Annotated in this window: 25 protein-coding genes; 13 read left to right on the top strand and 12 right to left on the bottom strand. The window is 66.7% G+C overall.

What is annotated here, in order from left to right:
* Window positions 1–101 precede the first annotated feature (101 nt).
* From F7O44_RS22900 to F7O44_RS22875, 6 genes are all read right to left on the bottom strand, one after another.
* Window positions 102–1,793, bottom strand: a complete 1,692-nt coding sequence (locus F7O44_RS22900) for a DUF885 domain-containing protein (protein ID WP_162452632.1) — start codon at window positions 1,791–1,793, stop codon at window positions 102–104.
* A gap of 55 nt (window positions 1,794–1,848) precedes the next feature.
* Window positions 1,849–2,067 (bottom strand): acyl-CoA carboxylase subunit epsilon, encoded by a 219-nt coding sequence (locus tag F7O44_RS22895; RefSeq protein ID WP_162452631.1) that lies wholly within the window; start codon window positions 2,065–2,067, stop codon window positions 1,849–1,851.
* Between the two features lie 77 nt (window positions 2,068–2,144).
* Window positions 2,145–2,543 (bottom strand): DUF3817 domain-containing protein, encoded by a 399-nt coding sequence (locus F7O44_RS22890; RefSeq protein WP_162452630.1) that lies wholly within the window; start codon window positions 2,541–2,543, stop codon window positions 2,145–2,147.
* A 44-nt stretch (window positions 2,544–2,587) separates the two neighbouring features.
* Complete coding sequence (locus F7O44_RS22885) at window positions 2,588–4,177, bottom strand: acyl-CoA carboxylase subunit beta (RefSeq protein ID WP_162452629.1); 1,590 nt, start codon at window positions 4,175–4,177, stop codon at window positions 2,588–2,590.
* A 40-nt stretch (window positions 4,178–4,217) separates the two neighbouring features.
* A complete protein-coding gene (locus tag F7O44_RS22880; protein WP_162452628.1) occupies window positions 4,218–5,222 on the bottom strand; it encodes a hypothetical protein in 1,005 nt (334 codons plus the stop codon).
* 97 nt (window positions 5,223–5,319) lie between these two features.
* Entirely contained in the window at window positions 5,320–6,339 is a 1,020-nt protein-coding gene (locus F7O44_RS22875; RefSeq protein ID WP_162452627.1) for a hypothetical protein, read from the bottom strand.
* Window positions 6,340–6,520: 181 nt separating this feature from the next.
* On the opposite strand from F7O44_RS22875, the gene F7O44_RS22870 reads away from it, so the two are divergent.
* The 4 genes from F7O44_RS22870 to F7O44_RS32065 all read left to right on the top strand — a co-directional run bounded on the left by F7O44_RS22870 (window position 6,521) and on the right by F7O44_RS32065 (window position 11,593).
* Window positions 6,521–9,127 (top strand): phosphoenolpyruvate carboxylase, encoded by a 2,607-nt coding sequence (locus F7O44_RS22870; RefSeq protein WP_162452784.1) that lies wholly within the window; start codon window positions 6,521–6,523, stop codon window positions 9,125–9,127.
* 162 nt (window positions 9,128–9,289) lie between these two features.
* Window positions 9,290–10,030: a biotin--[acetyl-CoA-carboxylase] ligase gene (locus F7O44_RS22865; RefSeq protein ID WP_162452626.1), complete on the top strand. Its 741-nt coding sequence runs from the start codon at window positions 9,290–9,292 to the stop codon at window positions 10,028–10,030.
* A gap of 28 nt (window positions 10,031–10,058) precedes the next feature.
* Window positions 10,059–10,607 (top strand): PH domain-containing protein, encoded by a 549-nt coding sequence (locus F7O44_RS22860; protein ID WP_162452625.1) that lies wholly within the window; start codon window positions 10,059–10,061, stop codon window positions 10,605–10,607.
* Window positions 10,604–11,593 (top strand): adenylate/guanylate cyclase domain-containing protein, encoded by a 990-nt coding sequence (locus tag F7O44_RS32065; protein WP_162452624.1) that lies wholly within the window; start codon window positions 10,604–10,606, stop codon window positions 11,591–11,593. The genes F7O44_RS22860 and F7O44_RS32065 overlap by 4 nt, the downstream gene beginning before the upstream one ends.
* Window positions 11,594–11,719: 126 nt before the next feature.
* Here F7O44_RS32065 and F7O44_RS22850 read toward each other — a convergent pair whose 3' ends face one another.
* Window positions 11,720–12,283: a hypothetical protein gene (locus F7O44_RS22850; RefSeq protein WP_222851616.1), complete on the bottom strand. Its 564-nt coding sequence runs from the start codon at window positions 12,281–12,283 to the stop codon at window positions 11,720–11,722.
* A 95-nt stretch (window positions 12,284–12,378) separates the two neighbouring features.
* Window positions 12,379–13,743 (bottom strand): hypothetical protein, encoded by a 1,365-nt coding sequence (locus tag F7O44_RS22845; RefSeq protein ID WP_162452622.1) that lies wholly within the window; start codon window positions 13,741–13,743, stop codon window positions 12,379–12,381.
* 84 nt (window positions 13,744–13,827) lie between these two features.
* Between F7O44_RS22845 and F7O44_RS22840 the strand changes: the two genes are divergently transcribed.
* The 5 genes from F7O44_RS22840 to F7O44_RS22820 all read left to right on the top strand — a co-directional run bounded on the left by F7O44_RS22840 (window position 13,828) and on the right by F7O44_RS22820 (window position 17,683).
* Window positions 13,828–14,043: a hypothetical protein gene (locus tag F7O44_RS22840; RefSeq protein WP_162452621.1), complete on the top strand. Its 216-nt coding sequence runs from the start codon at window positions 13,828–13,830 to the stop codon at window positions 14,041–14,043.
* Between the two features lie 185 nt (window positions 14,044–14,228).
* Window positions 14,229–15,509: a phosphopyruvate hydratase gene (gene eno, locus F7O44_RS22835; RefSeq protein WP_162452620.1), complete on the top strand. Its 1,281-nt coding sequence runs from the start codon at window positions 14,229–14,231 to the stop codon at window positions 15,507–15,509.
* A 2-nt stretch (window positions 15,510–15,511) separates the two neighbouring features.
* Window positions 15,512–16,108, top strand: a complete 597-nt coding sequence (locus F7O44_RS32060; RefSeq protein WP_162452619.1) for a septum formation initiator family protein — start codon at window positions 15,512–15,514, stop codon at window positions 16,106–16,108.
* A gap of 136 nt (window positions 16,109–16,244) precedes the next feature.
* Entirely contained in the window at window positions 16,245–16,760 is a 516-nt protein-coding gene (locus F7O44_RS22825) for a DUF501 domain-containing protein (RefSeq protein WP_425501422.1), read from the top strand.
* Window positions 16,757–17,683: a Ppx/GppA phosphatase family protein gene (locus F7O44_RS22820; RefSeq protein WP_162452783.1), complete on the top strand. Its 927-nt coding sequence runs from the start codon at window positions 16,757–16,759 to the stop codon at window positions 17,681–17,683. The genes F7O44_RS22825 and F7O44_RS22820 overlap by 4 nt, the downstream gene beginning before the upstream one ends.
* A gap of 107 nt (window positions 17,684–17,790) precedes the next feature.
* On the opposite strand, the gene F7O44_RS22815 is transcribed toward F7O44_RS22820, so the two are convergent.
* Complete coding sequence (locus F7O44_RS22815) at window positions 17,791–19,800, bottom strand: N-acetylmuramoyl-L-alanine amidase (protein WP_162452617.1); 2,010 nt, start codon at window positions 19,798–19,800, stop codon at window positions 17,791–17,793.
* Window positions 19,801–20,078: 278 nt separating this feature from the next.
* Between F7O44_RS22815 and F7O44_RS22810 the strand changes: the two genes are divergently transcribed.
* A complete protein-coding gene (locus tag F7O44_RS22810) occupies window positions 20,079–20,909 on the top strand; it encodes a uracil-DNA glycosylase family protein (protein ID WP_162452616.1) in 831 nt (276 codons plus the stop codon).
* Here the strand turns inward: F7O44_RS22810 and F7O44_RS22805 are convergent, their stop codons facing one another.
* From F7O44_RS22805 to F7O44_RS22795, 3 genes are read right to left on the bottom strand one after another with little or no spacing between them, the layout of a single operon-like run.
* Window positions 20,910–21,662 carry an SDR family NAD(P)-dependent oxidoreductase gene (locus tag F7O44_RS22805; protein WP_162452615.1) on the bottom strand — a complete coding sequence of 251 codons (753 nt, stop codon included), beginning with the start codon at window positions 21,660–21,662 and terminating at the stop codon, window positions 20,910–20,912. It abuts the gene before it with no gap.
* A complete protein-coding gene (locus F7O44_RS22800) occupies window positions 21,659–23,035 on the bottom strand; it encodes an MFS transporter (RefSeq protein WP_162452614.1) in 1,377 nt (458 codons plus the stop codon). Before F7O44_RS22800 ends, F7O44_RS22805 begins: the two co-directional genes overlap by 4 nt.
* A gap of 33 nt (window positions 23,036–23,068) precedes the next feature.
* Window positions 23,069–23,650: a TetR/AcrR family transcriptional regulator gene (locus tag F7O44_RS22795; RefSeq protein WP_162452613.1), complete on the bottom strand. Its 582-nt coding sequence runs from the start codon at window positions 23,648–23,650 to the stop codon at window positions 23,069–23,071.
* A gap of 484 nt (window positions 23,651–24,134) precedes the next feature.
* Between F7O44_RS22795 and F7O44_RS22790 the strand changes: the two genes are divergently transcribed.
* Genes F7O44_RS22790 through F7O44_RS22780 form a run of 3 tightly spaced genes read left to right on the top strand, consistent with a single transcriptional unit; the run spans window position 24,135 to window position 26,835 of the window.
* Entirely contained in the window at window positions 24,135–25,025 is an 891-nt protein-coding gene (locus F7O44_RS22790) for a MetQ/NlpA family ABC transporter substrate-binding protein (protein WP_162452612.1), read from the top strand.
* Window positions 25,022–26,176 (top strand): methionine ABC transporter ATP-binding protein, encoded by a 1,155-nt coding sequence (locus tag F7O44_RS22785; protein ID WP_162452611.1) that lies wholly within the window; start codon window positions 25,022–25,024, stop codon window positions 26,174–26,176. The genes F7O44_RS22790 and F7O44_RS22785 overlap by 4 nt, the downstream gene beginning before the upstream one ends.
* Window positions 26,173–26,835: a methionine ABC transporter permease gene (locus F7O44_RS22780; RefSeq protein WP_162452610.1), complete on the top strand. Its 663-nt coding sequence runs from the start codon at window positions 26,173–26,175 to the stop codon at window positions 26,833–26,835. The genes F7O44_RS22785 and F7O44_RS22780 overlap by 4 nt, the downstream gene beginning before the upstream one ends.
* Window positions 26,836–26,952: the final 117 nt, after the last annotated feature.

Here is a 26,952-nt window from a genome sequence, read left to right as displayed (position 1 = left end):
GTGATCGTGAGCGCGATAACGTCGCTATAGCGTCCGGAATCCGCTCATGATCACGGGGGCGGGGTGCGGATTTCTGCTCATGATCACCGGATGGGGGCGGGTCAGAGCCGGGCGAGTGCGTCCTGGAGCGGGTCGAGACCCAGTGTGCCGAGGTCGAGCGCGGCCCGGTGGAACGCCTTCAGGTCGAAGGCGTCGCCCTGACGTTTCTGCGCGTCCTGGCGCGCGGCCATCCAGATGCGTTCCCCCACCTTGTACGACGGTGCCTGGCCCGGCCATCCGAGATACCGGATGATCTCGAACCGAGCGACCTCGGGCGACTCCCGGGTATGCCGGGTGAGGAACTCGTAGGCGGCATCGGCATTCCACGGCCCCGCCGGGAGCCCGTCCCGGCGCACGATCTCGTCGGGAATGTCGAGCTGGAGGTGGACTCCGATGTCGATGACGACCCTGGCCGCGCGCAACGCCTGCGCGTCAAGCATGCCGAGCCGGTCAGCGGGGTCGTCGAGGTACCCGAGTTCGCCCATCAAATGCTCGGCATAAAGTGCCCAGCCCTCGCCGTGGCCGGAGATCCAGCAGAACAGTCGCTGCCACCGGTTCAGCACCTCACGCCGGTACGCGACCTGGGCGATCTGAAGATGATGGCCGGGCACTCCTTCGTGGAAGACCGTGGTCTTCTCCTTCCACGTGGAGAACGTGTCCATGCCTTCCGGCACGGACCACCACATGCGGCCCGGCCGGGAGAAGTCCTCGCTCGGGCCGGTGTAGTACATGACGCCGTCCTGGGTGGGCGCGATCATGCATTCCAGCGTGCGGATCGGCTCCGGGATGTCGAAGTGGGTACCGTTCAGCTCGGCGACGGTGCGGTCGGACAGCTCCTGCATCCACCGCCGGAACGCCTCCGCGCCCTGGATGGTGCGGTCCGGGTCGGCGTCGAGCGCGGCCACGGCATCGTCGACCGAGCCGCCCGGGACGATCTGACGCGACACCTCGGCCATCTCGCCCTCGATGCGGTTGAGCTCGGCGAGGCCCCATTCGTAGGTCTCGTCGAGATCGATGCTCGCGCCGAGAAAGTACCGGCTGGCCACCTGGTACGCATCACGTCCGACGTGGTCGTCGACGCGGGCGCGGCCGTGGATGTCTGAACCCAGGTAGCTCGCGAAGCGGGCATAGGCTTCAGCGGCGGCGGCAGCCAGCTTTTCGAGCTCAGCCCGCCCAGCCGCTGGAGCTGGACGCACCAGATCGGTAAAGAATCCTTCCGCCGCCACCCGGTTGAGCTGCGTGATGACCGCCTCGACCTGGCGGCGAGCAGGGAGCAAACCGGCGGCGATATCGGCCTCGAGAGTGTGCCGGTATTTGTCCAGGGACGCGGGTACGTCGCGCAGCCGGGAGGTGAGTGCCGCCCAGTGTTCGTCGGTCTCGGTGGCCATCAGGTCGAAAACCTCGCGGACCGAATGCACCGGACTGGCGATGTTGCGTAGAGAGCGATCGAGCCCGAGTTCCTCAGTGGCGATCGTCATCTCCAGGCGCTCCCGGAGCGCCTCTCCGGCCACGCGTTCGCGTTCGTCTCGCGCCACGGCGTGGTCCAATGCGGTCAAGGTGCGCTTGGTGAGCGCGAGCCGTTCGGCGTAGCCGTCCGGTGAATAGTCAGTGGATTCGGCATCGTGGCCGGTCACGCCGGCGAACGTGGCCTCGTAGGGGTCGAGCCGGATGAGCTCGTCCACGTATTGATCGGCGATCGAGTCGACAGTGGGTGCCTCGGGGTGGCCGGGCGCCGTCTGGGGGCTTTCACTCATGGCGGCACCTTACTGGTCGGCGCCCAGCCGGGCATCCGAATTGTGTCGCTTGTCGCTAGTGGGGGAGCGCGCTGGCCCGCCACGCTCCCGGGCCGGGTTTCAGCGGAGCGCGGACGGTACGCCAGTACGCCGCCCAGGTCGACGGCCGGGCCGGCGCAGGCTGGTCAGCCGCGGCAGCCGCTTTGGCCGAGACGACCGTCACGACGGCGGCGAGCTCGTCGTCGGTCGGGTGTCCCTTGATGACCCGCACCAGCGGCATGCTCTCGTCGCTCATGGGCGGAATTCTAGGCCAGGCTTCAAGATCATTGTGCGCTTGTGGGTGCTATAACGCCGAAAGGAGCACAATGATCATCACGAATGGCGCAGCTCGGGGCTCAGCCGGCCGGTGCGCACCGCCCACCGCTCGAAGACCAGGGTTGTGAGCGGCGGGACACTCGCCGCCAGCGCCCACACGGTGGTCCACGGCCCCCAGCGCAACGGGCGGAAAACGAGCAGCGTGACGAGCACGTAGATGATGAACACGATGCCGTGAATCGGGCCGAAGATGGTGACGCCGATCTCGGTGTCGCTGATCACGTATTTGAACAGCATGCCGATCAGCAGACCGGCCCACGAGATCGCCTCGGCGATGGCGACGACCCGGAACCAGGCGCCGGGCGACAGCCGCCGGTGAAACGGCTGGTCCGACCCCGAGCCCGCACTCGTCGCGCGGTCACGGGTGCCGAGGCCGCCCGGGGCGGTATCGGACATGGTTGGCCCTCCTGGTTCGAACGTGATGGCGTTGTGCTGGCTGATCACAACGGGATGTTGCCGTGTTTCTTGGGCGGCAGGGTCTCCCGCTTGGTGCGCAGCGCACGCAGCGCCTGCGCCACGGCGGACCGGGTGCGCGACGGCTCGATGACGGCATCCACGTAGCCCCGCTCGGCGGCGACATAGGGGTTGGCGAGGGTGTCCTCGTACTCGGTGATCAGCTCGGCCCGCCGGGTGTCGGGGTCGTCGGACTCGGCCAGCTCTCGCCGGTAGAGGATGTTGACCGCACCCTGAGCGCCCATGACCGCGATTTGGGCTGTTGGCCAGGCGAAGTTGACGTCGGCACCTAGATGCTTGGAGCCCATGACGTCGTAGGCGCCGCCGTACGCTTTGCGGGTGATCACCGTGACCAGAGGGACGGTTGCCTCGGCATAGGCGTAGATCAGTTTGGCGCCGCGGCGGATGATGCCGTCCCACTCCTGGGCAGTGCCGGGCAGGAAACCAGGAACATCGACGAAGGTGAGCACCGGGACGTTGAACGCGTCACAGGTCCGGACGAATCGCGCGGCCTTCTCCGAGGCGTCGATGTCGAGGGTGCCGGCCAGGTGCATGGGCTGGTTGGCCACGATGCCGACCGAATGCCCGCCGATACGTCCGAATCCCACGACGATGTTCGCCGCGAACAGCGGCTGCACCTCCAGGAATTCGTCGTCGTCGAGGACGGTCTCGATCACCCGGTGTATGTCGTACGGCTGGTTGGGGCTGTCCGGGATCAACGTGTCGAGGGAACGGTCGTGGTCGGTGATCTCATACACCGGCTCGGAGACCTCGAACGTCGGCGGTTCGTCGAGGTTGTTCTGCGGCAGGTAGGACAACAGCGCCTTGACGTAGTCGATGGCGTCGGTCTCATCCGAACCCATGTAGTGAGCGTTGCCGCTCTTCGTGTTGTGTGTGTGCGCACCACCCAGCTCTTCCATGCTGACGTCTTCACCGGTGACGGTCTTGATGACATCCGGACCCGTGATGAACATCTGGGAGGTCTGGTCCACCATGACGGTGAAATCGGTGAGCGCTGGAGAGTACACATGCCCACCCGCGGCCGCGCCCATGATGAGGGAAATCTGCGGGATGACGCCGGAGGCATGGGTATTGCGGCGGAAAATCTCGCCGTAGAGCCCGAGGGAGACGACGCCCTCCTGGATCCGCGCCCCACCGCCTTCGTTGATACCGATCAACGGGCAGCCGGTCTTCAGCGCGAAGTCGATGATCTTGACAATCTTCTCGCCGTAGACCTGGCCCAGACTGCCGCCGAAGACGGTGACGTCCTGGCTGAAGACGGCGATCTGGCGCCCGTTCACCGTGCCGATGCCGGTGACCACGCCGTCGCCGTAGGGCCGGTTCTTCTCCAACCCGAACGCAGTAGACCGGTGCCGGGCCAGCTCGTCGAACTCCACGAACGAGCCCTCGTCCACCAGCATCGTGATCCGTTCGCGGGCCGTGTGCTTCCCGCGCGCGTGCTGCTTCTCCACCGCGCGAGCGGATCCGGCGTGCACGGCTTCTTCGATCCGGTTCTGGAGGTCAGCGAGCTTCCCCGCGGTGGTATGAATGTCCGGCCCGTCTTCCGTCGCGGTCATGAATCCCTCCGTTCGATGCTCCCCCTGCAGGGTAGACGGGTCAGCCGGTCGAGTTGACGCCGGGCAGCATGCGTCCCTGGGTCATCTGCAGGATGGTGCTGGCGAACGCCTCGGGGGTATTGCTCACCACCATCTTCACCGTGCTCCCTCCGTTGACGAGACTGACGTCGGAGTCCTGGAAGTAGGTGGAATACGATCGACCGCTGCGGGGGTGAACCCCGGACGACAGCGCCTCGTCGATCGACCCGGCGATCTGTTCGGCATCGCTGGCGGAGCCGGCTTGCACACAGAGGATGCTGACGGGCGCCTCCGGGTGGTCGGCGTCCTGGCGCACACCGGCTGCGAGCGCGGGTGTGTCATCTTCGGAGTAGTCGTCGCCGTGAGTGATCAAGCCGACGACGACGTCGCCGAGGCAGGCGGCGAGATCTTCGATGACGGGATCGTCGGCCAGGCTGGAGTCGTCGGCATCGACCAGTGAGAGGTCGGCCTCACTGTCGCCCAGCACCGCATCGGCCCCGGTGGCTTTGATCTGCGGGATGTAGTTGGCCAACGGCTGTCGCAGATTCTCCTCGGCGATCAGGATGTCCTCGCCGGACCATCCTGAGCTGTTAGCCGTAGTCAAGACCTCGTCTTCATCCTGGCCGCCCTCCACCAGCATGAACGCGCTCGGTGAAGTGCTGATCGCGAGGATGGAGCCGGCGTCGTTCAGGTCCACGCCGACCACTGACGGCAGTTGGCGCCCATAAGGCCCGACGATCGAGGAGCCCCAGCCGTCAAGGCTGCTCCACGTCCAGCTGAAGGAGTCTCCTGACACCTCGTCCAGCATCTGTAGGTCGGCGAATTCGATGTACTGAGCACTTGACTCGGTCGCTTGGATCCGGCCGAGCGAGCGTTCCAGGGCGCTGTGCCCGTCGTCAGTGCTTGTTCCGCCGGTGTCCGATCCGGAGCAGGCGGTGAGAACGAGCGCAAGGGTGGTCAGGCCGATCGGGAGTGACCACTGGCGCCGGCGATGGGGTAGACGCCGGACATATCCGCATATGCACATGGGCGGACTTTAGGGCACGGTCCCTCGTCGGCGCACTACCGGCGGGTGGATCGATGGGGAATCGGGAGCGTGTGCCGACCGCTCGTACCGCTTGGGCTCAGGGCGTATCGTCGTCCGAGAGTTCGGCGGCCGGGTCGCCCAGGGAGACCACCGGCAGGTCGCGCTTGAAAACCATCTGGAAGATGACGTTGGCGAGCGCCCCGTCGGTATGCTCCAGTTCCACCCTCACCACGTGTTCGCCGTCGAGGATCTCCGCCTCGGCCGCTTCGAACATAATGGCGTACGGCCTTCCCTGCGAAGGCATATCGCCTTCGGCCACCGTCGACGGGATCTCCTCGGCGAGGCGCTCCGCGTCGCTCACGGAGGGGGTCAGCACGCACATGATGCTCACCGGCGACTCCGGGTCGTCCTCGGCTGGGCGCACCCCCAACGCTGTCGGGTACGCCTCGGAGTCGATGAAATACGCGGCGAAGACGTCGCCCAGGCAATCGGCGAGCTCACCGACGACTGGTGCCCCGGCAAGGGTGGTGTCTTCGCCATCGGCGTCGACGACACCCAGGTCGGCGGCTGTGCCACCCACGACGACGTCGTCCGCCAGCGGACGGATGTGTGGGGAGGAGATGCTGATCGGCTGGGTGGGGTCCATCTCCAGCGTCAGAGTGTCCTCACCCGTCCACCCGGAAGCCGTGCTCGCCGACGTGATCGCCTCGGCGTCCTGACCACCCTGGAGCAATGTGACCGTTTCTGGTGGTTGGCCCACGGTGAGGTACATCTGCGCCGCCTCCGGGTCGATCCCCAACACCTCTGGAACCTGGCGGCGATACTGGGCCAGGGTGGAAGACCCCCATCCGTCCAGGCTGCCCCACACACCCTTGAACGAGCCGCCCGATGCCTCACGTATCCGTTCGGCGTCGCCGAACTCGATGTAGGTGACTGTCGCGTCCGTCGCCGAGACCCGGCTGAGCGCTTGCTGGAGGCTGGTCCCGCCCGCTTGACCGCCGTCGTCATCGGAACCACAACCCACCAGCGTGACCGCGGCGGCAGCGAGAGTAGCGGTGATCACCGTCATGAGCCGGCGTCGCGCGAGGTGCGCGGGGCCGGTCCTGTGTACGTTCACCAGCTGACCATAACGTCTTCAGCAGCCAGGCCGGGCGACTGGCGCGGACGCGATCAGCCGTGTCCAGCCGGGCCCGGCAATCTCGCAAGGCGGGCGGTTTCCGGGCTGTGCTCCCCCTGGTCTTACGCTAGTCAACGTGTCTCCTACCGCAACGGGGTCCCGTGAGGCTGCCCGCTTCGAGATGCCCGACGCTCTTCGCGCCGACGTACGCGTCCTCGGCGAAGCCCTCGGGCAAGTCCTTCGCGAGTACGGTGGCGCGGGTCTACTCGACGACGTCGAGCGTCTCCGCGAGCTGGTCATCGCCTCGCATCATGAAGACCTGACAGTCGCTGACGACGCCGCTAGCCAGGCCGAACGGCTCGTGAGCTCCTGGCCGATGGATCGGTGCGAAGAAGTCGCCCGGGCGTTCACGGTCTACTTCCATCTGGTGAACGCGGCCGAGGAATACCACCGGATCCGTGCGCTGCGCGCCGGTGATGCCGCTGATCGGCCGCTGTCGGGTGCGATGTCCCAGGCCGTAGCCGAGATCGCCGCGCTGGCCGGCGCCGACCAAGCGAACGGGATGCTCGGCAGCCTCGAATTCCGGCCGGTGCTGACCGCCCACCCCACGGAGGCGCGCCGCCGCGCCGTCGTCAATGCGATCCGCCAGATCGCGGAGCTTCTGGAACGACGCGACGATTCCCGGCTGGGCATGTCCGAGGCCGCCGAGACGCAACGGCTGCTTCTCGAGCACGTCGACGTCCTGTGGCGCACGGCCCCGCTGCGGGCCCGCCGTCCGGGACCGCTCGACGAGGTCCGCACCGCCATGTCGGCCTTCGACGACGTGCTGTTCCACGTCGTGCCACAGGTCTACCGGCGCGCCGACGCCGCGCTCGGCGACGATCAGGAAATGCGCGCGCCCCGGGTGCCGGCGTTTGTCCGGCTGGGCTCGTGGATCGGGGGAGACCGCGACGGCAACCCCTTTGTCACCAGCTCCATCACCCGCCAGGCGATCGCGATTCAGTCCGATCACGTGCTGGCCGCGCTGGAGACCGCCTGCGCACGGGTGGGGCGTGGGCTGACACTCGACGCCGCATCGACGCCTCCGTCGCCAGAGATCACCCGGATCCTGGGCGACGCCGAGGCCGCCCAGCCGGAACTCTACGCGGAGCTTGCTGAACGCTCCCCGAACGAGCCGCATCGCATTGCACTGCTCTACGCCGCCGCCCGGCTGGCCGCCACCCGGCGCCGTGACGCCGACCTCGGCTACTCCAATGCCGACGAACTGCTCGAGGAACTGCGCATGATCCAGGCGAGCCTCGTGCAGTCTGGAGCGCTGCGGCAGGCGTACGGCGAGCTCCAGAGTCTGGTTTGGCAAGTCGAGTCGTTCGGCTTCCACCTGGCTGAGCTGGAGATCCGCCAGCACAGCGCGGTGCATCGCGCGGCGCTGGAGGAGGTTCGTGCCGGTGGTGAGCTGTCCGACCAGACTCAAGAGGTACTGGCCACCATCCGGGTCATGGCTCAGATCCAGGCCCGGTTCGGCGCCGACGCCTGCCGCCGGTACGTCGTCTCATTCACCCAGTCCGCCGCCGACATCGCTGCTGTCCATGAGCTGGCCAGGTATGCGCTGGACGGGCGGGCGCTGGCGCTCGACGTCGTCCCGCTCTTCGAGACCGGCGCCGACCTCGAAGCATCGGTCCAGGTGCTCGAAGGTGTCCTCGACCTGCCCGAGACTCAGGCCAGGCTGGAAGAGACCGGGAATCGCCTCGAGGTCATGCTCGGATACTCCGACTCCGCGAAGGACGTCGGCCCGGTGTCGGCCACGCTGAAGCTGTACGACGCGCAGTCCAGACTCGCCGAGTGGGCCGCCCGGCACAAGATCACCCTGACCTTGTTCCACGGTCGTGGTGGTGCGCTCGGGCGTGGCGGCGGCCCGGCGAACCGGGCGGTGCTGGCCCAGGCGCCAGGATCCGTGGACGGCCGGCTCAAGCTCACCGAACAAGGTGAGGTCATCTTCGCGCGGTACGGGAATCCGGCGATTGCCCGCCGGCACATCGAGCAGGTGGCCTCCGCCGTGTTGCTTGCTTCCACCCCGGAGGTCGAAGAACGCGCCCGCAACGCCGCTGTGGAGTTCGCCGATGTGGCCTCCACCCTTGACGCTGCCGCCAAAGACGCCTACCACGCGCTGGTGCACACCGAAGGGTTCCCGGAGTGGTTCGCCCGGGTCACCCCGCTCGAGGAGGTCGGCTCGCTGCCGCTCGGCTCCCGCCCGGCCCGTCGTGGCCTGACCGTCTCGTCGCTCGATGACCTCCGGGCGATTCCGTGGGTGTTCTCCTGGGCGCAGACCAGGGTCAACCTGCCCGGCTGGTACGGCCTCGGTTCGGGGCTGGCCGCGGTGGGCGACCTGGACCTGCTGCGGCGGGCCCGGGATGAATGGCCGCTGTTCACCGTGATGCTCGAGAACGTCGAGATGTCTCTGGCCAAGACCGATCGCCGGATCGCCGCGCGTTACCTCGAACTGGGCGAACGACCCGAGCTGACGGAGATGATCCTGGCCGAACACGCGCTGGCCATCGAGTGGGTCCTCAATGTGACGGGGCACTCCCGGCTCCTGGAGGATCGTCGAGTTCTCGGCCGCGCGGTGGCGCTGCGCAACCCTTATGTCGACGCGCTCTCGTATTTGCAGGTGCGCGCGTTGCGGACGCTGCGCCGGGGCGAGGACACGGAGACTGCCGACGAAGCAGCCAGCCGCCGGCTGTTGCAGATCAGCGTCAACGGCGTCGCCGCGGGGCTGCAGAACACCGGTTGAGCGCGCCCGCCTACGCCGTGATCATGAGCAGATTTCCGCACCGCCGCGCAGTGATCGTGAGAGAGTTTGTGTCGCTATGGTGACCCGAATGCGCACACGATCATCGCGGATTAGGGCGGAAATCTGCTCATGATCACCGAGCGTAGGTAGCTAGGAGAAGCCATGTGGCAGGTGCGGCGGGTCGAGGAGACGGGCTCCACCAATGTCGACGTCGCGGAACTCGCGCGTTCCGGCGCCGCCGAAGGCACCGCCGTCGTCGCCGGATACCAGCGCACCGGCCGGGGACGGCTGGACCGTACCTGGGAGGCCCCGCCCGGATCCAGCCTCGCGGTGTCCTTCCTGCTCCGTCCTCGCGACGTGCCAGTCGAGCGGTGGCCGTGGCTGCCGCTGCTGGTCGGGGTCGCCGCGGTTGACGCGGTGGTCGGGCTCACCGGCGTGGGGGCGAAGCTCAAATGGCCCAACGACGTCCTGGTCGACGAGCGCAAACTGGCCGGCATCCTGGTCGAACGGGTCGACACGCCGCAGGGTGCTGCCGCTGTTGCCGGGATCGGCCTGAATGTCACGCAGCGGCGTGACCAGCTGCCGCCGACCGCGACATCACTGTTTCTCGAGGGCGCGGCCGGCATTCAACCGGCGGAGATGCTGGAAGCGCTCGGCGATCGGCTCGCCGAACGTTATGCCGAGTGGCACGATCACCGTGGCGATCCCGCTGCCGGGATCGCCCCGGCATATCGGCAGCGTTGCGCCACCCTCGGTCGTCAGGTGCGCGTAGAGTTTCCTGGTTCCGACGCCGCCGAGGGCGTCGCGGCAGACATCGACGACACCGGGCGTCTGGTCTTGCAGACGGGCACCGAGCGGCGGGTGATAGGCGCCGGCGACATTGTGCACCTGCGCCCCGTGTAAGAGCCCCTGGTTGTGTCAGGATGCGCGTATGGCCTTTCCGCAGAAGCACCTCAGCGAAGGTGAGATCGTCGAGCACCACCTGCGTACACACGTCAAGGCACTATTAGTCCCGGTCGCGGTGCTGCTCGTGACCGGCGCGGCCGTGGGGTTCGGCCTCGGCATCCTGCCCGACGACGACACCACGGGCCCCACCGTCGGGCGGTGGGCATTGGTCATCGTCGGTGTGTTCGTCATTCTCTACTGGTCGCTGCGGCCGTTCCTTACGTGGCTGACCACGACGTTCACCGTCACCAACTTCCGGCTCATCACCCGTGCCGGCATTATCCGGCGCACCGGCCGGAACATCCCGCTGCGCCGGATCAACGACGCGGCATTCGAGCAGGGGCTGCTCGACCGGATCTTGCGGTGCGGCACGCTCATTGTGTCGGCCGCGAGTGAGGAAGGCCAGATCAAGTTGCACGACGTCCCACGTGTTCACAGTGTGCAGCTGCGGTTGAGCGAGCTGGTGTCCGAAGCGCATGACGCCAGCTGGTCCCGGGACGAGGCGGAGCCAGGCGGGGAGACCGATCATCCGTGACCCGAGATCGGCTCACCCCGGACGACATGGAACGGCTGCTTCTGGGCGCGTCGCGCAGGTACACGCGTGAACAGGTAGCTGAGGCTGTCGGGCTGACCGTGGCCGAGGTCGACAAGTACTGGCGGGCGCTGGGCTTTCCCGACGTCGGCGGCGAGGCCGCTTTCACCGTGTGGGATCTGGAAGCGCTGCGTGCCGTCGTCGATCTGGTGGAGTCCAAGGTGGTGAACGACGCCACCGCGGTGCAGATGGTCCGCGCGCTGGGCCGGATGACCGGACGGCTGGCCGAGTGGCACGTAGAGACGCTCGCCGAGATCATCGAGGAGTCGGTGGCCAACGGTGAGAGCCGGCACAGCAGGCTCGGCTCGGCGTACCGGATGGCTCAGCAATTGCTACCGGAGTTCGAACGGCTGCTGATCTATGCCTGGCGACGCAAGCTCGCGTCGTCGGTGAACCGGCTGATGGCCATCGCTGAGATGGGCGAGGCTCCGCTGCTGGCCGCCCCCGCCTCGGTCGGCTTTGCCGACCTGGTGTCTTTCACCCGGTTGTCGCGCGGACTGAGCGTCGAGGCGCTCGGCAAGCTCGTCGAAGAGTTCGAGGCGACCACGAACGACGTCATCTTCGGTCAAGGCGGCCGGGTGGTCAAAACGCTTGGCGATGAAGTCGTCTTCGTTGCGGACGACGCGCGCATAGCGGCGAACATCGGCTGCCAGCTGGTGGAACAGATCGGCCTCAACCCCGCGTTGCCGGATATCCGCGTCGGCATCGCCACCGGACCGGTGGTGGCCCGGCTGGGCGACGTGTTCGGCACTCCGACCAACCTCGCGGCTCGCTTGACCACGGTGGCCGAACGGAACTCCGTCCTCGTCGACATGGCCACCGCGATGGCATTGGAGAACGAGCCCAGCGTTGCGCTGCGCGCCCTGCCGCCGACGATGGTGCGCGGCCTCGGCGCCGTAGAGGTCTACAGCGTCAGCCCTCGTCCCTGACGGATATGGCGGCTCAGTCGGATGGAGCCACTTCTTGCCCAGCAGACTCGGTCGGAGGGGCTTCGCCGTCGACCTCCCTCGCTGATGCCCACCACACCATGAAGAGACTCCATCCGACTGAGCCGGTCAGTCGTCGGGCATCGCTGACCAGTTGAACGTGATGTGTGCGGTGCTACGCCCTCCGGCGGACGAACCGGCTCGTGGGCGGACGGACAACGTCAGGTAGCCGATCTCGGCGGAGGCGATCAATGGGTGCGGGCGTTCGCCGGTGGCGAGGATCTGGCTGGTCCGCTCGATGTAGTCGTCGGTGAGTGTGCCGCGGTGCTCGCCAAGCTGCGCGGCCAGTTCACTCAAGAACGCGCTCGCCTCGTCCACCGTCTCGAAGGTAAACATCAGGTTGGCCCGCGCCGGCGGGGCCGTGCGGGTAGTCAGGCCCTGTGGGCGTGCCGAACCAGCACGCGGCTCCACGACCAGCCGGTACGGCTCGAGATCCAGCTCGACGCCGTCGGGCAGCAAGACATGGGCGTGGATTACCCGGGATGCTTCGTCGTCGGCCGCGACCGATACCCCGGTGCTGTCCTCGCTGATCCCCACGGCCTCACGGGTCGGCGGAGTCCGCAGATCCAGCTCGTGCCGATCGGTTCTGACCACGTCGAAGGCGTAGTCGCCGCTGCGGTCGTCGTCGTTCATACATGCTCCCAAGAGGATGATCAGCAGGAGTGCCGAAGCAGCCCATCGGCTGCGGCGCGCGCGAATCTGGCGAGTGGGCATCCGGTGGTCCGTGGCTACCAAGGCAGGCGGGGAAAGAGAAAATCGATGGGGGAGGGAAAGCTCGGGTCGAAGCCCGGGACGTCGGGAAGCGAAATCCCGATCGGCGGACCGTCGAGAATCCAGCCGAGCGGCGGGAAACGTTCCTTCATACGCTGTTCGTCGATGCGCGGACCCACCGGTGACGAGATGATGTCGTTGGTGCGCTCACGGTCGTCGCGCCATAGATCGAGGAATGCGGGCAAGGTGTCTTGCTGGATCAGATCCCATCGGTCCTCGAAGTGCGCGATGTTCCCGGACCAGTCGAAGACCTCCGGATAACTCTTGGCGCCAGGAATGGACGGGGCGCCGATCCAGGTCATGAACTGGGTGACCACCGGGCCGCTCGGGAATCGGTTGTACATGTCCTGGTAGTAGTCGTCGATGATGTCGCGCTGCTCCCGGAGCAGCAGCGCTTCATTGCCCTGTTCGACGAGGGCGGGGTCGCCCGAGCTGATGTCTTCCCAGGCGTTGTACACATCCTGGTCGATGATGCCGGCCGCGCGCATTTCCTCGACCGCTTCGATGCCGCCACTGAGGTAGGCCTCGTGAACGGGCGCCAGGTCGAAGAAGATGTCCTTCTGCATTTGCAGAAACGTGGTTTCGTAGTACGCGAGTTCCTGATCGGTCATGTCGGCGGCTTCTGCGAGGAGTGTTCCCGAGATCCTGCTCCAGAACGGTGTGGCGGGAAGGAAGGAGCTCAGAGCAGCCCTGCCGCGAACCCGTTGAGCGATGTCCCGGAACTCGGCCAGATCGAAGAAGCCGGCAGCGAAGGACGGCCCGATCATGTTCGCCATACCGGCCCAGATCAGGTCGTTGTCCTCACCGTAGACCTCGGCGTAGTACACATAGACCCGCTCGATGATGTCGGCCTGCGCGTCGGCGCCGAGTGAAGGGTCCCACTCGTCCGGATCAATGCCGGCGCGCTCGAGCGCGCGTCGATCCCAATAGTCCTGCAGCGCTTCGGCATAGTCGGCCGGTGGGATCTCGGCCTCGCGGGCCAGTTCCAGCAGGTGCTCCAGCTGGTCGAGCTCCATCTCGGCGTGGTTGCTCAGCTCTCTTTCGAGGTCGGCCAGCTCGATATGGTCAGCGAGGTCGTACTGGGCGGCAATCTGCGGCCAGTTCGACGGCAGGTTGTCGTCGCCGCGCACGATGGCCGCGGCCGTGCGCAGCCGGCCGGCCAGCCCGTTGGCCCACTGCTGGTCCTGCCAGGTGCTGAGCATGCGCCACCGCACTCGAAGCGACCACGCCGTGGATCGTGCGTCACCGATCGCTTCCGACAGGTCCTCCAACCGGCGAGCGAGTTCATCGGCTCCGTCCGGATCGATCGCTACCTTGCCCATGCTTGGCCGTCCCGGTTGATCATGCCACGATGCGGTCCGTCTTGAGCTTATCGGCAAGAACGGTATCCAGATACGATCCCTGGCATGGACGAAGCCGAGCGGCTCCGGGAACTGGCCGATGATGTCGACGAACTTGTCGTGCCGGTGGAGCGTGAACTCTCGAGCCAGCTGGAGAACGGCGATTTCGCCGGGAGGCTGGCCGACGAGGCAGAGGGTATCGTGCAGACCATGAGCCAGCGGCTGAGTTCCCTGGCGGAAAACCTGCGGATCATCGCTGACGAGCGTGACGAGGAAGATTGAGGAGGTGTGCCGTGGCCTGCGCTCCGACTCCGCGGAACGGCACTCACCCAGCGGGCATGCCGATCGGCGTCCCGTCCGGGCTACCCCTTAAGCTTCCAGGAGTAACAGCGCCGTGACGACGTCGTCACCATCGCGCCTTGCGTGCCCCGCGGGCACCCAGACATCCCCGACATCAGGAGAAAGACGTGGCCACGATTGAAGCGATCGGAGCCCGCGAGATTCTCGACTCGCGCGGCAACCCCACTATCGAGGTCGAGGTCGCACTCGACGATGGCACGCTCTCGCGAGCCGCTGTCCCGTCCGGTGCCTCCACTGGCCAGTTCGAGGCGGTCGAGCTGCGCGACGGCGACAAACAGCGCTATCTCGGCAAGGGGGTCGAGAAGGCGGTTGTGGCCGTCATGGACGATCTGGCTCCGCAGCTTCTCGGATTCGACGCCAGCGACCAGCGGCTCGTCGACCAGGAGATGAACGATCTCGACGGCACCCCGAACAAGGCCAAGTACGGGGCCAATGCGATCTTGGGCGTGTCTCTTGCCATCGCCAAGGCCGCCGCCAAGTCTGCCGATCTGCCGCTCTTCAGGTACCTGGGCGGCCCCAACGCGCATCTGTTGCCGGTGCCGATGATGAACATCCTCAACGGTGGTGCGCACGCGGACAGCAACGTTGACATCCAAGAGTTCATGATCGCGCCTATCGGTGCCGAGACATTCCGGGACGCACTGCAGTGGGGTGCCGAGGTCTACCACGCGCTGAAGAAGGTGCTGAAGGAGAAGGGCCTGGCGACCGGCCTCGGCGACGAAGGCGGTTTCGCGCCCGACCTGCCAAGCAACCGCGCTGCGCTCGATCTGATCCTGCAAGCCATCGAACAGGCCGGATTCACCGCCGGTTCGCAGGTGGCGCTCGCTCTCGACGTCGCCGCCACGGAGTTCTTCAGCGAGAGCGGCTACACCTTCGAGGGCGAGTCGAAGTCCGCCGAGCAGATGAGCGAGTACTACGGCCAGCTTGTCGCTGACTACCCGCTCGTCTCCATCGAGGACCCGCTGGCAGAAGACGACTGGAGCGGTTGGGTGACCTTGAACGAGGCGCTCGGCGGCCGGGTGCAGATCGTTGGTGACGACCTGTTCGTCACCAACCCGGAGCGGTTGAGCCGGGGCATCAGCGACGGAGCCGCCAATGCCCTGCTGGTCAAGGTCAACCAGATCGGCACGCTGACAGAGACGCTTGATGCGGTCGCCATGGCTACCCGGGCCGGCTACGCGAGCATGATCAGCCACCGTTCCGGTGAGACCGAGGACACCACCATCGCCGACATCGCGGTGGCCACCAATGCGGGGCAGATCAAGACCGGGGCGCCGGCTCGCTCCGAGCGGGTCGCCAAGTACAACCAGTTGCTGCGGATCGAAGAAGAGCTCGACGACGCCGCGCGTTACGCCGGTTCTGCGGCTTTCCCGCGGTTTAATAAGTAGCTGTGCCTGGTTCTCGTCGTTCTCCCGGCGCTCGCCCCGCGGGCAGCGCCGGGACGAAGCGGCGCCCGGCCACCCGGACCACCCGTGGCGGGCCGCGGCCGGGCCGGGAAACGGTGCGGCGGCGAGCAGGTGTCGAGAGTTCCGGCGACGAGAACCGCATCGGCCCACCGCCGCCACCGCCGCCCCGGCCGCGAGCACCCGGTGGCAAACCGTCGATCACGGGACGGGCGGCGGTCCTGACCCTGGTGCTAGCTGTCCTTCTCGTGTCGTATGCCTATCCGTTACGGACGTGGTATGAGCAACACAACGAGCGCAGCGCGTTGGAGCAGGAAGCGGTCGAGCTGCGAGAACAGGTCGAGCAGTTGGAGGTCGAGCTCGAACTCTGGGACGACCCCGCCTATGTGGCCATCCAGGCCCGTGAGCGCCTTGGTTTCGTGATGCCGGGGGAACAGGGCTACGTGGTGGTTCACCCCGGCGACGACGAAGAGGACGATCCAGGACCCGAAGGGCTTCCCCCGGCCGGGGACGGCGCATGGCATGAGCGGCTGTGGAGCTCCCTGCAGGCGGCCGACGACATTCCCGACGAGGACCTACCGTGAGTGCGGGGTTTGGGCGTCGGGGGCAAAAAGCCACCGCCCTCGCCCGCGAAACGCTCGTTCCTCGCGTTTCGATGCCCAGCCGCACCATGGGCGGCGGCTTTTGCCCCCCACGCCCGCACGACGCGAGAGGGCCAGCCTGGTGACGTTGTCGACTCTGACCACTGAGGACTCCGACATCCTGCGGGAGCAGTTGGGACGTCCGCTGCGCGGCGTGCGGGCGGTGGCCCACCGGTGCGGCTCCGGGCACCCAACCGTGGTCGAGACCGAGCCCCGGCTGCCCGACGGCACCCCGTTTCCGACGCTCTTCTATTTGACCTGCCCGCGGGCGGTTGCGGCCGCGTCGACACTCGAGTCGGTGAGCGTGATGACCGAGATGGCTGGGCTACTGGCCGCGGACGCCGAACTGGCGGAGGCATACCGGGCCGCGCATGACGACTACCTGGCCAGGCGTGAGCACATCGGGCACGTCGAGGAGATCGCCGGCGTGTCGGGCGGCGGAATGCCGTCCCGAGTGAAATGCCTGCACGTGCTGGCCGCGCACAGTCTCGCGGTGGGCCCCGGCGTCAACCCCCTGGGCGACCTGACCCTGGAGCGGATGGCCACCCTCGACAAGCCCTGGACAGCCGAGACATGCACCTGGCGTCCGGCATGAGGCGGGTGGCGGCGCTCGATTGCGGTACCAATTCGATCCGGTTGCTGGTCACCGAACTCGATCCCGGCGACGGCGGCCAGCATGATCTGGACCGGCAGATGCGGATCGTCCGGCTCGGGCAGGACGTGGATCGCACCGGTCGGTTGGGGGAGCAGGCGTTGGAGCGCACCATCGTCGCCTTGCGCGAGTACGTCCAGGTCATCGACGACTGGGGAGTCGAGAAGGTCCGGATGGTCGCCACAAGCGCCACCCGCGATGCCGCGAACGCCGACGTGTTCGTCGAAGGTGTCCGGTCGGTGCTGGGTGTCGATCCCGAGGTCGTGTCGGGTGATGAGGAGGCCTGGCTGTCGTTCACCGGAGCGACCCGTGACCTGGGCTCCGAAGTGCCCGGTCCTTATCTTGTCGTCGACATCGGCGGGGGCTCGACGGAGTTCGTGCACGGAACCGAAGAGCCGGAGGCGGCGCGCAGCGTCGACATCGGCTCGGTCCGGCTCACCGAGCGTTGTTTCGCCGACGATCCGCCCACCTCGGAGCAGGTGGCGCGAGCCCGCGCCGATATCGATGCCGCCCTCGACGACGTCGCCGAGACCGTCCCGCTGCGGGGCGCGTCCAGCCTGATCGGACTGGCCGGGTCGGTGACCACCGTCGGCGCCATTCACCTGGGCCTTTCCGCCTATGATCGGGACGCCATTCACCATGCGCGGGTGCCGGTGCGTGGCGTCGCGGAGATCAGCGATCGGCTGCTGGCCGCGTCGCACGACGAGCGTGCCGCCATTCCGGTGATTCACCCTGGCCGGGTTGACGTGATCGCCGCCGGTGCGCTGATCCTGCGCTGCGTCGCGGAGCGGGCCGGGGTGGAGGAAGTGGTGCTGAGTGAGCACGACATCCTCGACGGCATCGCCTGGAGCCTTGTCACCACCTGAGCTCAAGACACCAGGGCGGAGCGGCAAAGATGGTTGAGGGATAGGTGCGGCTCTGGCTACACCTATCCCTCAGCCATGTGCCGACCATGAGGGTCCGGTTCGGGACACTACCGGGGTGCGCCGCGTACCGCCGGAATCAGGTCGATGTCGGCCCGATCGACGAACATCATCCGATGGCCCAGCTGGATCTGCACGTACTCCATGTCGCCGCTGATCAGCGTCCAGTCGCCGGGTGAGGAACCGTCGTACGTCGTCGCACGGTAATACTCGCCCTGCAACGCCGGACCCGTGGCATAGCGCTCACCCGCGGAGATCGTGTACTGCAGCGGCACGATGGGCTGGACCGGTACGCCGTCCGGATAGGCATCCGGCTCGGGATAGGCACGCCCGTAGACCGGAATCTCGTCGAGGCCCGCTTTCGGGGTGGCGACGAAGCCCTTGGACCACACAGCGGCCCGGTTCTCCGGCGGGTTGTAGAACCACGCCTTCTGGCTGAGGTACCAGATCGCGGTCCAGTCGCCCTCGTGGTCTGCGATGGCGAAGGTTTGTCCGCCTGAGGCTCGCGCTCCGTGATCGGAGATGTGCATCGTGGCCGGAGTGCCGTCCGGGCGCAGCGCGATGTCGTTGACCAGCGGAGCGTCGTGACTCGGCTCGGTGTGCAGAATCACCGCTGACGAGCCACGCGCCGGGCACGGCACCCCGGCTTCCTCGCAGCCGGTGAACGCTGGTTGGTTGGTGGCGAAGTCGGGGTCGATCGTGACCAGGCCCGTGCGAGGCGTTCCGGTCGACCGGAATGGCGCGCCCATCAGGTCGAAGTAGTGCGACCAGTCCCAGTACGGCCCCGGGTCCCAGTGCATCCCGCGGACGAAGTCGGGCGTGATTCCCGGGATGTTGTCGTGACCGATGATGTGGTGCCGGTCCAGCGGGATGTCGAACTTCTTGGCGAGGTAGCGGACCAGCTTGGCCGACGTCCGGTACATGGCTTCGGTGTACCAGGTGCCTTGCGCGGCGAAGCCTTCGTGCTCGAGGCCGATCGATTTAGCGTTGACGAACCAGTTGCCGGCATGCCAGCCCACGTTCGTCGATTCGAGATGCTGGGCGATATGCCCATCCGACGAGCGCAGTGTGTAGTGCCAGCTAACCCAGTTCTTGTCCTGGGCGAGGCGGACTGTCGAGTCGAAGTAGCCCTCGGCGTCATGGATGACGATGTACTCGATCTTCTGCTGCTCGGGACGATCGCCGAGGTCATGGTTGCCATAGCTGTTGATGTTGGTACCGTCCCCGCGTAGCTCGTACGGCGCGGGCAGCCATTCACAGGAGATATCAGGCGGGCATTCGATCTCGTCCGGGCGGTCGACGTTGCGCAAGCCCAGCTCAGCCAGGGTAGATCGGTCCGGGGTGAGTTCAAGGTTCGCGGCGAGGGTGACGAGTTCGCCGTCGTCGGTGATGCGCTGGGCGCCTTCGCGAATCGTCGCGTAGACCTCGTCGGCGAAGAAACTAGCGGCGTCGACGGTTTCCGCTCCGCTGTACCGCGCGACGGCGCCGTACCAATCGGCCGGATCAGCCGACGTTCCGGTCGATCCGCCGAGCTCCTCCTGGTAGTACGCGAGCAGCGCCGCGCCGCCTCGGATGTTTGCCATCGGGTCGGCCCGTAGAGCGGCTTCGGCCTCGCCGGTGAGTGTGGCCGCGGTGCCGAGGGTCCGCAGCGCGTCGTCGTCCGGTGGAGGAACGTCGGGATGGGCGATGCTCAGCGTGTCACGAGAGTCGTCGCCGCGTGGATCCTTGCCGTCGCCGTGGTGGTGATCGCCGTGGGGCAGGCTGGCCACGTACTCGGCGTCGGTCAGGTGCATCGGGCCGTACCCGCTGCTCGTGCTAGGCGAGCCGGCATTGCTGTTCCAGCGGGACTGCAGATAGGAAACCCCCAGCAGCACAGCCTCGGGAACGCCGAACTCGCCCGCAGCCGCGGCGAACTGCTGTTGGCGGGTTTCGGTAGGCGATGGAGCATCGTCCGAACTTGCCGCCCCGATCGGAGAGACGGCAAGGGGAACCAACATGGCGATGCCGACGGCGCCGGCACCGATCCGGGTACGTCGGCGAGAGATAGACGGGGGACGCATCTGGACCTCCAGGCGTGATCTGGTCGCCGCCGTCGCCGGGTGACGGTGCGTACACAGTGAGTCACATGAGAGATCATCCTGCCGGACATGAAAATTTGGCGTCAATAGGAAGCAAGAAAGCTCGTCTGTCGAAAATTCTTCGCGAATCACGCGGTTAGCGTGCCGCCGCGCGGCTCGACGGGTGCTCCGGCAGATCAGGTACCGGGTGGGGAATCGTTCGCCGCGCCGCCGGGAGGGCAGAATCGGGCGGGTACGGTCTGAAGATTCGTGGAGGCGATGTGGAACTACCCCATCCCGTGACGGGCACAGCTTTTGCCAGCCCGGTGCCGCCAGGTCAGGGCTGGCCGGACGACCTGGCCGCTGGTGACACGCCGGTGGCCTGCTCCGCCTCCGACGTCGCGGCACTAGCGGCTGACGCGTCGTTGGACCAGGTGACTGCCTGCTCTTCGGTCTGCCGCGCCTGCGCGCGGCTCGTGCAATGGCGTGAAGATGTCGCCTCCACCAAGCGGCACTCGTTCGCCGGGGAGCCGTACTGGGGCCGGCCGACGCCGGGCTGGGGCGACCCGGAAGCCGGCGTCCTGATCGTGGGCCTGGCGCCGGCGGCGAACGGAGGCAATCGCACCGGCCGGATCTTCACCGGCGACCGTAGCGGCGATTGGCTCTTCGCCGCATTGCACCGGACCGGCTTCGCCAACCAGCCGACGTCGGAGCATGCGGGTGATGGACTGCGGCTGGCCGGCGTCCGTGTGGTCGCCACGGTCCGGTGCGCGCCGCCGGACAACAAGCCGACCCCGGCTGAGCGGGACGCGTGCTCTGCATGGCTCGACCGGGAAGTGGGCTTGCTGCTGCCTTCCGTGCGGGCCGTCGTGGCGCTGGGGTCCTACGCCTGGACGGCTGCGCTGACGACGCTCGGACGCCTCGGCGTGAGCATCCCACGTCCCCGGCCGAAATTCGGTCACGGCGCTGAGGTCGTGTTGCCGCGAGTGGTGGGCGCGGTGACGCTGATCGGGTCGTACCACCCCAGCCAGCAGAACACATTCACCGGCAAGCTCACCGAGCAGATGCTCGACGACGTATTCACTCGCGCGGCCGCGGTGGCGGGCGAGTGATCAGGCCGTTGCCGCGCCGTCGATGACGAGGTCATGCCCCACGACGTAGGACGCCTCGTCGGAGGCCACCCACAGGACAGCGGAGGTGACCTCGTCCACGGTGGCGATCCGGCCTATCGGCTGTTGGTCCTGGAACCGCGCCGCACGATCGGCATCGGTCTCGCCGGGCAACAGGGACATGGGGGCTTCCACCGGCCCAGGGCTGACGACGTTGATGCGCACGCCGTCGCGGATGTACTCGAGAGCCGCGGTCCGGCTCAACACGCCCACAGCCGCTTTGGACGCGGCGTACGCGCCAAATCCGGGTAGCCGCATGTGCGCGCCGATGTTGGAGCCGATGTTGACGATGACGCCGCCTCCGGCAGCGCGCATCACCGGGATCTGATGCTTCATGGCGAGAAAGACGCCGGTGGTGTTCACGTCGAGCACCCGGTGCCATTCCTGCTCGGGCAGCTCTGTCACCGTTCCGACCGCCAGGACGCCGGCGTTGTTGACCGCGATGTCCAACTGGCCGAACCGCTGAATGACATCGTCGACGAGCTGGCCGACGTCCGTGGACCGGGTGACATCCGCGGTGATGGCCACCGCTCGGCCACCGTGAGTCTCCACCTGTTTGACCGTGTGCCCGAGCGTCTCCGGGTTTCGGCCGGAGACCACCACCTCGGCGCCGGCGCGGGCGAACGCCAAGGCTGTGGCCCGGCCGACGCCGGATCCGCCACCGGTCACGAGCACGATCTTGTCCCGATACTTCATGGTTGCTTCTTTCTCTCGAAGGTGAATCTGACAGCGAGGGCGATGACGACGAAAGCCAACGCGGTGGCGGCCATCGCGGCGGCGTAGCCGGACGTGGTCGCCTGGACAGCGTCATGCCCGGAGCGCAGCAGGCCGTGCGTGCGGTTACTGGCCAAAGCCAATAGCAGTGCGAGCCCGACGGTCGGGCCGATCTCCATCGCGGTGTTGACCAGGCCACCGGCGACTCCGCGGCGTTCTTGTGCGACTCCGCCCAGGGCGGCGACGGTTGCGCCGGCGAAGGCGAGTCCGGCACCGATCGGGAAGATGATCAACGCCGCCAGGATCACGCCGCTGTACGGCGAGTCGACGTTGATCCGGCTCAGTAGAGCCATTGAGGCGGCAGCCAGCAGTGATCCGAGCACGGTGATGTGGCGGGCGCCGAACCGGCCGGCAAGTCGCGCGCTGATCGGGCCCATGGCAATGACGAGCAGCAACGGGAGGAAAGCGGCGCTCGTCGTTGTTGCGCTCCGGCCTTGAATCTGCTGAAGGTAGAGACTGAGCAGGAAGGTCGACGTCGTGCTTGCCGCGGCGGTCAGCCAGATGACGAGCAGCGCGACGCCGCGCGTTCGGTCGGCGATCATCGCGATCGGCAAGAGCGGATCCGCGCTGCGGGCCTGGCGGATCAGGAAACCGGTCAGCGTGACAGCACCGGCCGCCACGAGCGCGGGTGCGGATTCCAGCACTCCGTAGCTGAACATCAGCAGTCCGGTGGTGGCCAGTGTGCCGTCGACCACGCCGAGCCTGGAGGTGGCGTGTGGGTGAATTCGGGGCAGGTGCCGCGCACCGGCTGCGGCGACGACGGCGATCAAAGCCGGCACGAAGAACGTCCACCGCCACGATGCGACGGTGGTGATCAGGCCGGAGGCGACAGTTCCGGTGACAGCGCCGGTGACGGACAGCGTTCCCCACACGGCAAGTGCGCGGTTGCGGCGGTGCTGGTCCGGATAGAGGCGCATCATGAGGCCGATCGCTGCGGGAGCGGCCAGCGCGGCACCGATACCTTGAGTGAACCTCGCGCCGAGCACCATCAGGTACTCGGCGGAGAATCCGCCGATGACAGAGCTGGTGCCGAAGATCGACATGCCGCTGATGAACATCCGGTTGGCGCCCAGCCGGTCGGCGAGCCGCCCGCCAACGAGCAGCAGCCCACCGAATGCTAGCCCGTATGCGGCGCTGAGCAGTGCCAACTCGGACGGTGATATGGCGAACTCGCGCTGGATCGCTGGCAGCGGCACCACGATGAGGGTGATGGCGGCTATCAGCCCAACCTGTGTGGCGCCGAGCACAGCAAACGGCAACGCAGTTTTTGACTGAACGGTCCAATAAGAGGTCACGCTTAGGCTCCTGTTGCGGCAGGTGTCGGTGGATCAGCGCAGGATCGCGAGAGCCTGATCGGCTGCGTCTCGATGCCAGTTCGGCGGCATCGCGCCCTTGCTGGTGACGCGGACCCCCTGCAGGAAGACCAGAAGGAAGCGCGCCAGCGCGCGCGGATCGGAGTCGGCGGCGATCTCGCCCTGGGCGCGCGCCCGGGTCAAGGCTGACGTCAGGGCAGCCTCGAGGGTGTTCCAGGAGCTTTCGACGAATCTCGCGACCTGTTCGTCGCCCGGAACCATCTCGGTGGCGGCATTGACCACCATGCACCCCCGCCGGCGGCGGTCCTCTGCGGCTTCCGCGATATACGTCTCCACCAGCGTCCGCACGGCCGGCAAGGCGGGCCCGGGCTGCGAGAGCAGCTCGATCAGGCTGGGGTCGCGGGTCTCCAGGTACCGGTTGAGCGCTTGCAGGTAGAGATCGTGTTTGCTGCCGAACGTGGCGTAGATGCTGGCCCGGCCGATGCCCAGATGCTCGACCAGGTCGGTCATGGAGGTCGCCTCGTAGCCGTTCTCCCAGAACAGCTCGAGTGCGCGCTGCAGGACCGCGTCGGGGTCGAATTCTTTGGTCCGGGCCATGAGGATAACCGTAGCTTATCTGGAACGATCGGTCAATTAAAACGGCACCGAGAGTGACTGGCTGGCGATGCGTCTCACAATTCGGTCATATCGAGTCCAATATATGGACTTGCGCCTTGTTGAAGTTGAAGGCCGGCGGTCTAGCGCTCATGATGGTTGGCTATGTCCCGCGACTGCATCGACACGTTCCAGGCCAGGCCGACAGCACACGGCTGTGGCATGGCCATGTGTCTGATGCGCATGCGCGGCTGTCGCGTCTGACGTCGTCACCGGACAAGCCGATTCAGTCGGTGCTATCGGGCGATAAGCGGGCTCAGAGCCGGAGACGGCATCGTCTGGACGCGACCTCCCGGTAGCGCCTCACCGCCGGTCCCTGCGACCGGCAGCTGGGCTGCTGGCCGGCGCGGTCATCCCCGCACCCAGTCACCTCCACTGCGCCAGGGCAACCCGTGGCGTGGACCATCTCTGCGGAAGGACAACCCTCATGATTCGTCGAAATGCGACGCTGGTCGCCGCGATCACCGGTGGCGCGCTGCTACTTGCCGCGTGCGGCGGTGATGACAACAACCAGGCCGCCTCTGGTCAGGACGGGGAGCCGATCAAGATCGGCGTCGTCGGTGCCGCTGACGACCACTGGAAGGTGTTCACCGATCTCGCGACCGAAGAAGGCATCGAGGTCGAGCTGATCAACTTCACCGACTACACGCAGCCGAACCCCGCTCTGTCGCAGGGACAGCTGGACCTGAATCAGTTCCAGCACCTGCAGTACCTCGCCGCGTACAACGTCGGTAACGGTGAGGAGCTCACCCCCGTCGGGGCCACGGCGATCTATCCGCTCGGCCTGTACTCGACCGAGCATTCGTCGCTCGACGAGATTCCCGAGGGTGGCGAAGTCGCCATCCCGAACGACGAGACCAACCAGGCACGAGCGTTGCTGGTGCTCCAGGACGCCGGGCTGATCACTCTGGAAGGTGGCGGCGACTCTACGTCGTTGCCGTCGGACATTGTCGAGGACGAGTCCAGGGTGTCGGTGACGCCGGTTGGTGCGGAGCAGACGGCCGTGGCGCTGAACAGTGTCGATGCGTCGATCATCAACAACGACTTCGTCACCGACGCTGGTCTGGACCCCTCGGACGCGCTCTATCAGGACGAGGCCGACAGCCCCGGTGCGCGCCCTTACATCAACATCTGGGCGTCCCGGGCGGGTGATCAGGACAACGAGACGTTCCAGCGGCTGATCGAGCTGTATCACACTGACGAGGTGCAGGAAGCGGCCTCGCACGCTTCCGGCGGCACCGCCGTGTTCGTCGACAACCCGGCGACCGAGTTGCAGGAGATCCTCGACGAGATCGAAACGAACCTCACCACTCCATGATCAGCTTTCGCGAGGTCACGAAGGTCTTCGGCGACGGCCCGGACGCTGTCCGGGCCGTCGATTCGGTCACGCTCGACATCGGGCGGGGCGAGATCTTCGGCGTGATCGGCTACTCGGGCGCCGGCAAGAGCACACTGGTCCGGTTGGTGAACGCGCTGGAGCGGGTGAGCTCGGGCCAGTTGCTCGTCGACGGTCAGGATGTCACCGCCATGGGAGAGGCGCAGCTGCGGCAGTTGCGAGCCGGCATCGGAATGATCTTCCAGCAGTTCAACCTGATGAACTCGCGGACCGTGGCCGGTAACGTCGCCTACCCGCTCAAGGTCGCCAAATGGCCGAAGCAGAAACGCCAGGAACGGGTGGCCGAACTCCTCGAGTTCGTCGGGATCGCGGACAAGGCGCGGTCCTACCCAGGTCAGTTGTCCGGGGGCCAGAAACAGCGAGTCGGGATCGCCCGGGCGCTGGCGACCTCGCCGAAGATTCTCCTGGCCGATGAAGCGACGAGCGCGCTCGATCCGGATACCACTCAGGACGTGCTCACGCTGCTGAAGCGGGTCAACCGGGAACTCGGCATCACCATCGTCGTGATCACCCACGAGATGGACGTCGTGCGTTCCATCGGCCAGCGGGTAGCTGTCATGGAGCAGGGCAGGGTCGTCGAACACGGGCGCGTCTACGACGTGTTCGCCTCGCCTCGGGAGCGTGCTACCCGCCGCTTTGTCGCGACGACGCTGAAGGACCGGCCCAGCCCCGAGGCTCTGGAACGGCTCCGGCACCGGCACCCGGGCAGGATGATCACCGTCGGCATCCGCGAAGGCGGCGGCAAGGCGAACGATCTCACGGCGGTGCTGCGCGCACACGGTGTGGACGGAACCATTGTGTTCGGGGGCATCACCGAGATCGACGAGCGTCCCTTCGGCAGCCTGACGGTCGAACTCGGCGGTGACGGCGCGGCTATCGACGCGCTCATCGCCGACCTGCGCGGCACCACTGACGTGCACGACCTCGGTACCGCCGCTGATCCGCGTGACGACCCGTCGGCGGTAACTGGGGACGCACCGCCGGGATCGGCTGGTGACGATCCGCCGCGCGGACCCGCCGACCCGTATGGTCCGGCCATCGACGCCATCAGGCGGCACGGAGGGCCGAGATGAACCGGGACTGGTCCACCCTCACCCCGATCTTGCTCGAATCGGTCCGCGAGACGCTGTACATGGTCTCGGTCACGTTGCTGGTCGGAGGGCTCCTAGGGCTGATCATCGGGGTGTTGCTCTATGCGACCCGCAAGGGCAACCTGCTCGAGAACGCCGTCGTCTTCGCCGTCCTGAACGTCGCGGTCAACATCGTCCGGCCGATCCCGTTCATCATCTTCATCACGGCTGTGGGGCCGCTGACGTTGGCGACCATCGGTACCACCATCGGCAACGACGCCGTCATCTTCGCTATGTCGATCATGGCGACCTTCGTCACGGCACGCATCGTCGAGCAGAACCTGGTGGCTACGGACCCCGGCGTGATCGAGGCGGCCCGGGCGATGGGCGCGTCCAGGATGCGCATCATCATGACGGTGCTCATCCCGGAGGCGCTCGCGCCGCTGATCCTGGGGTACACGTTCCTGCTGATCGGCATCATCGACATGTCGGCGCTGGCCGGCTATGTGGGTGGCGGCGGGCTCGGCGACTTCGCGATCGTCTACGGCTATCAGCGGTTCAACTGGGAAGTGACGTTCGTGACCGTCGTCGTGATCATCCTTCTTGTCCAGCTTGCTCAGATGCTCGGCAACTGGCTGGCCCGGAAGGCACTGCACCGCTGATGTGACGCGGTTTTCCTCCGACTTCAATACCGCCAGATGGCGATTCGCAGCCATATCCGGCTTTAACGCCACCTGGCGGTATTGAAGTGGCGCACGTAGCTGTCTCCGGTTTGACTT

It is taken from the genome of Phytoactinopolyspora mesophila (assembly GCF_010122465.1).
GTDB classification, from domain to species: domain Bacteria; phylum Actinomycetota; class Actinomycetes; order Jiangellales; family Jiangellaceae; genus Phytoactinopolyspora; species Phytoactinopolyspora mesophila.
The sequence above is the reverse complement of the archived record's forward strand: the minus strand, read 5'-3'. Positions and strand labels throughout refer to the sequence as shown.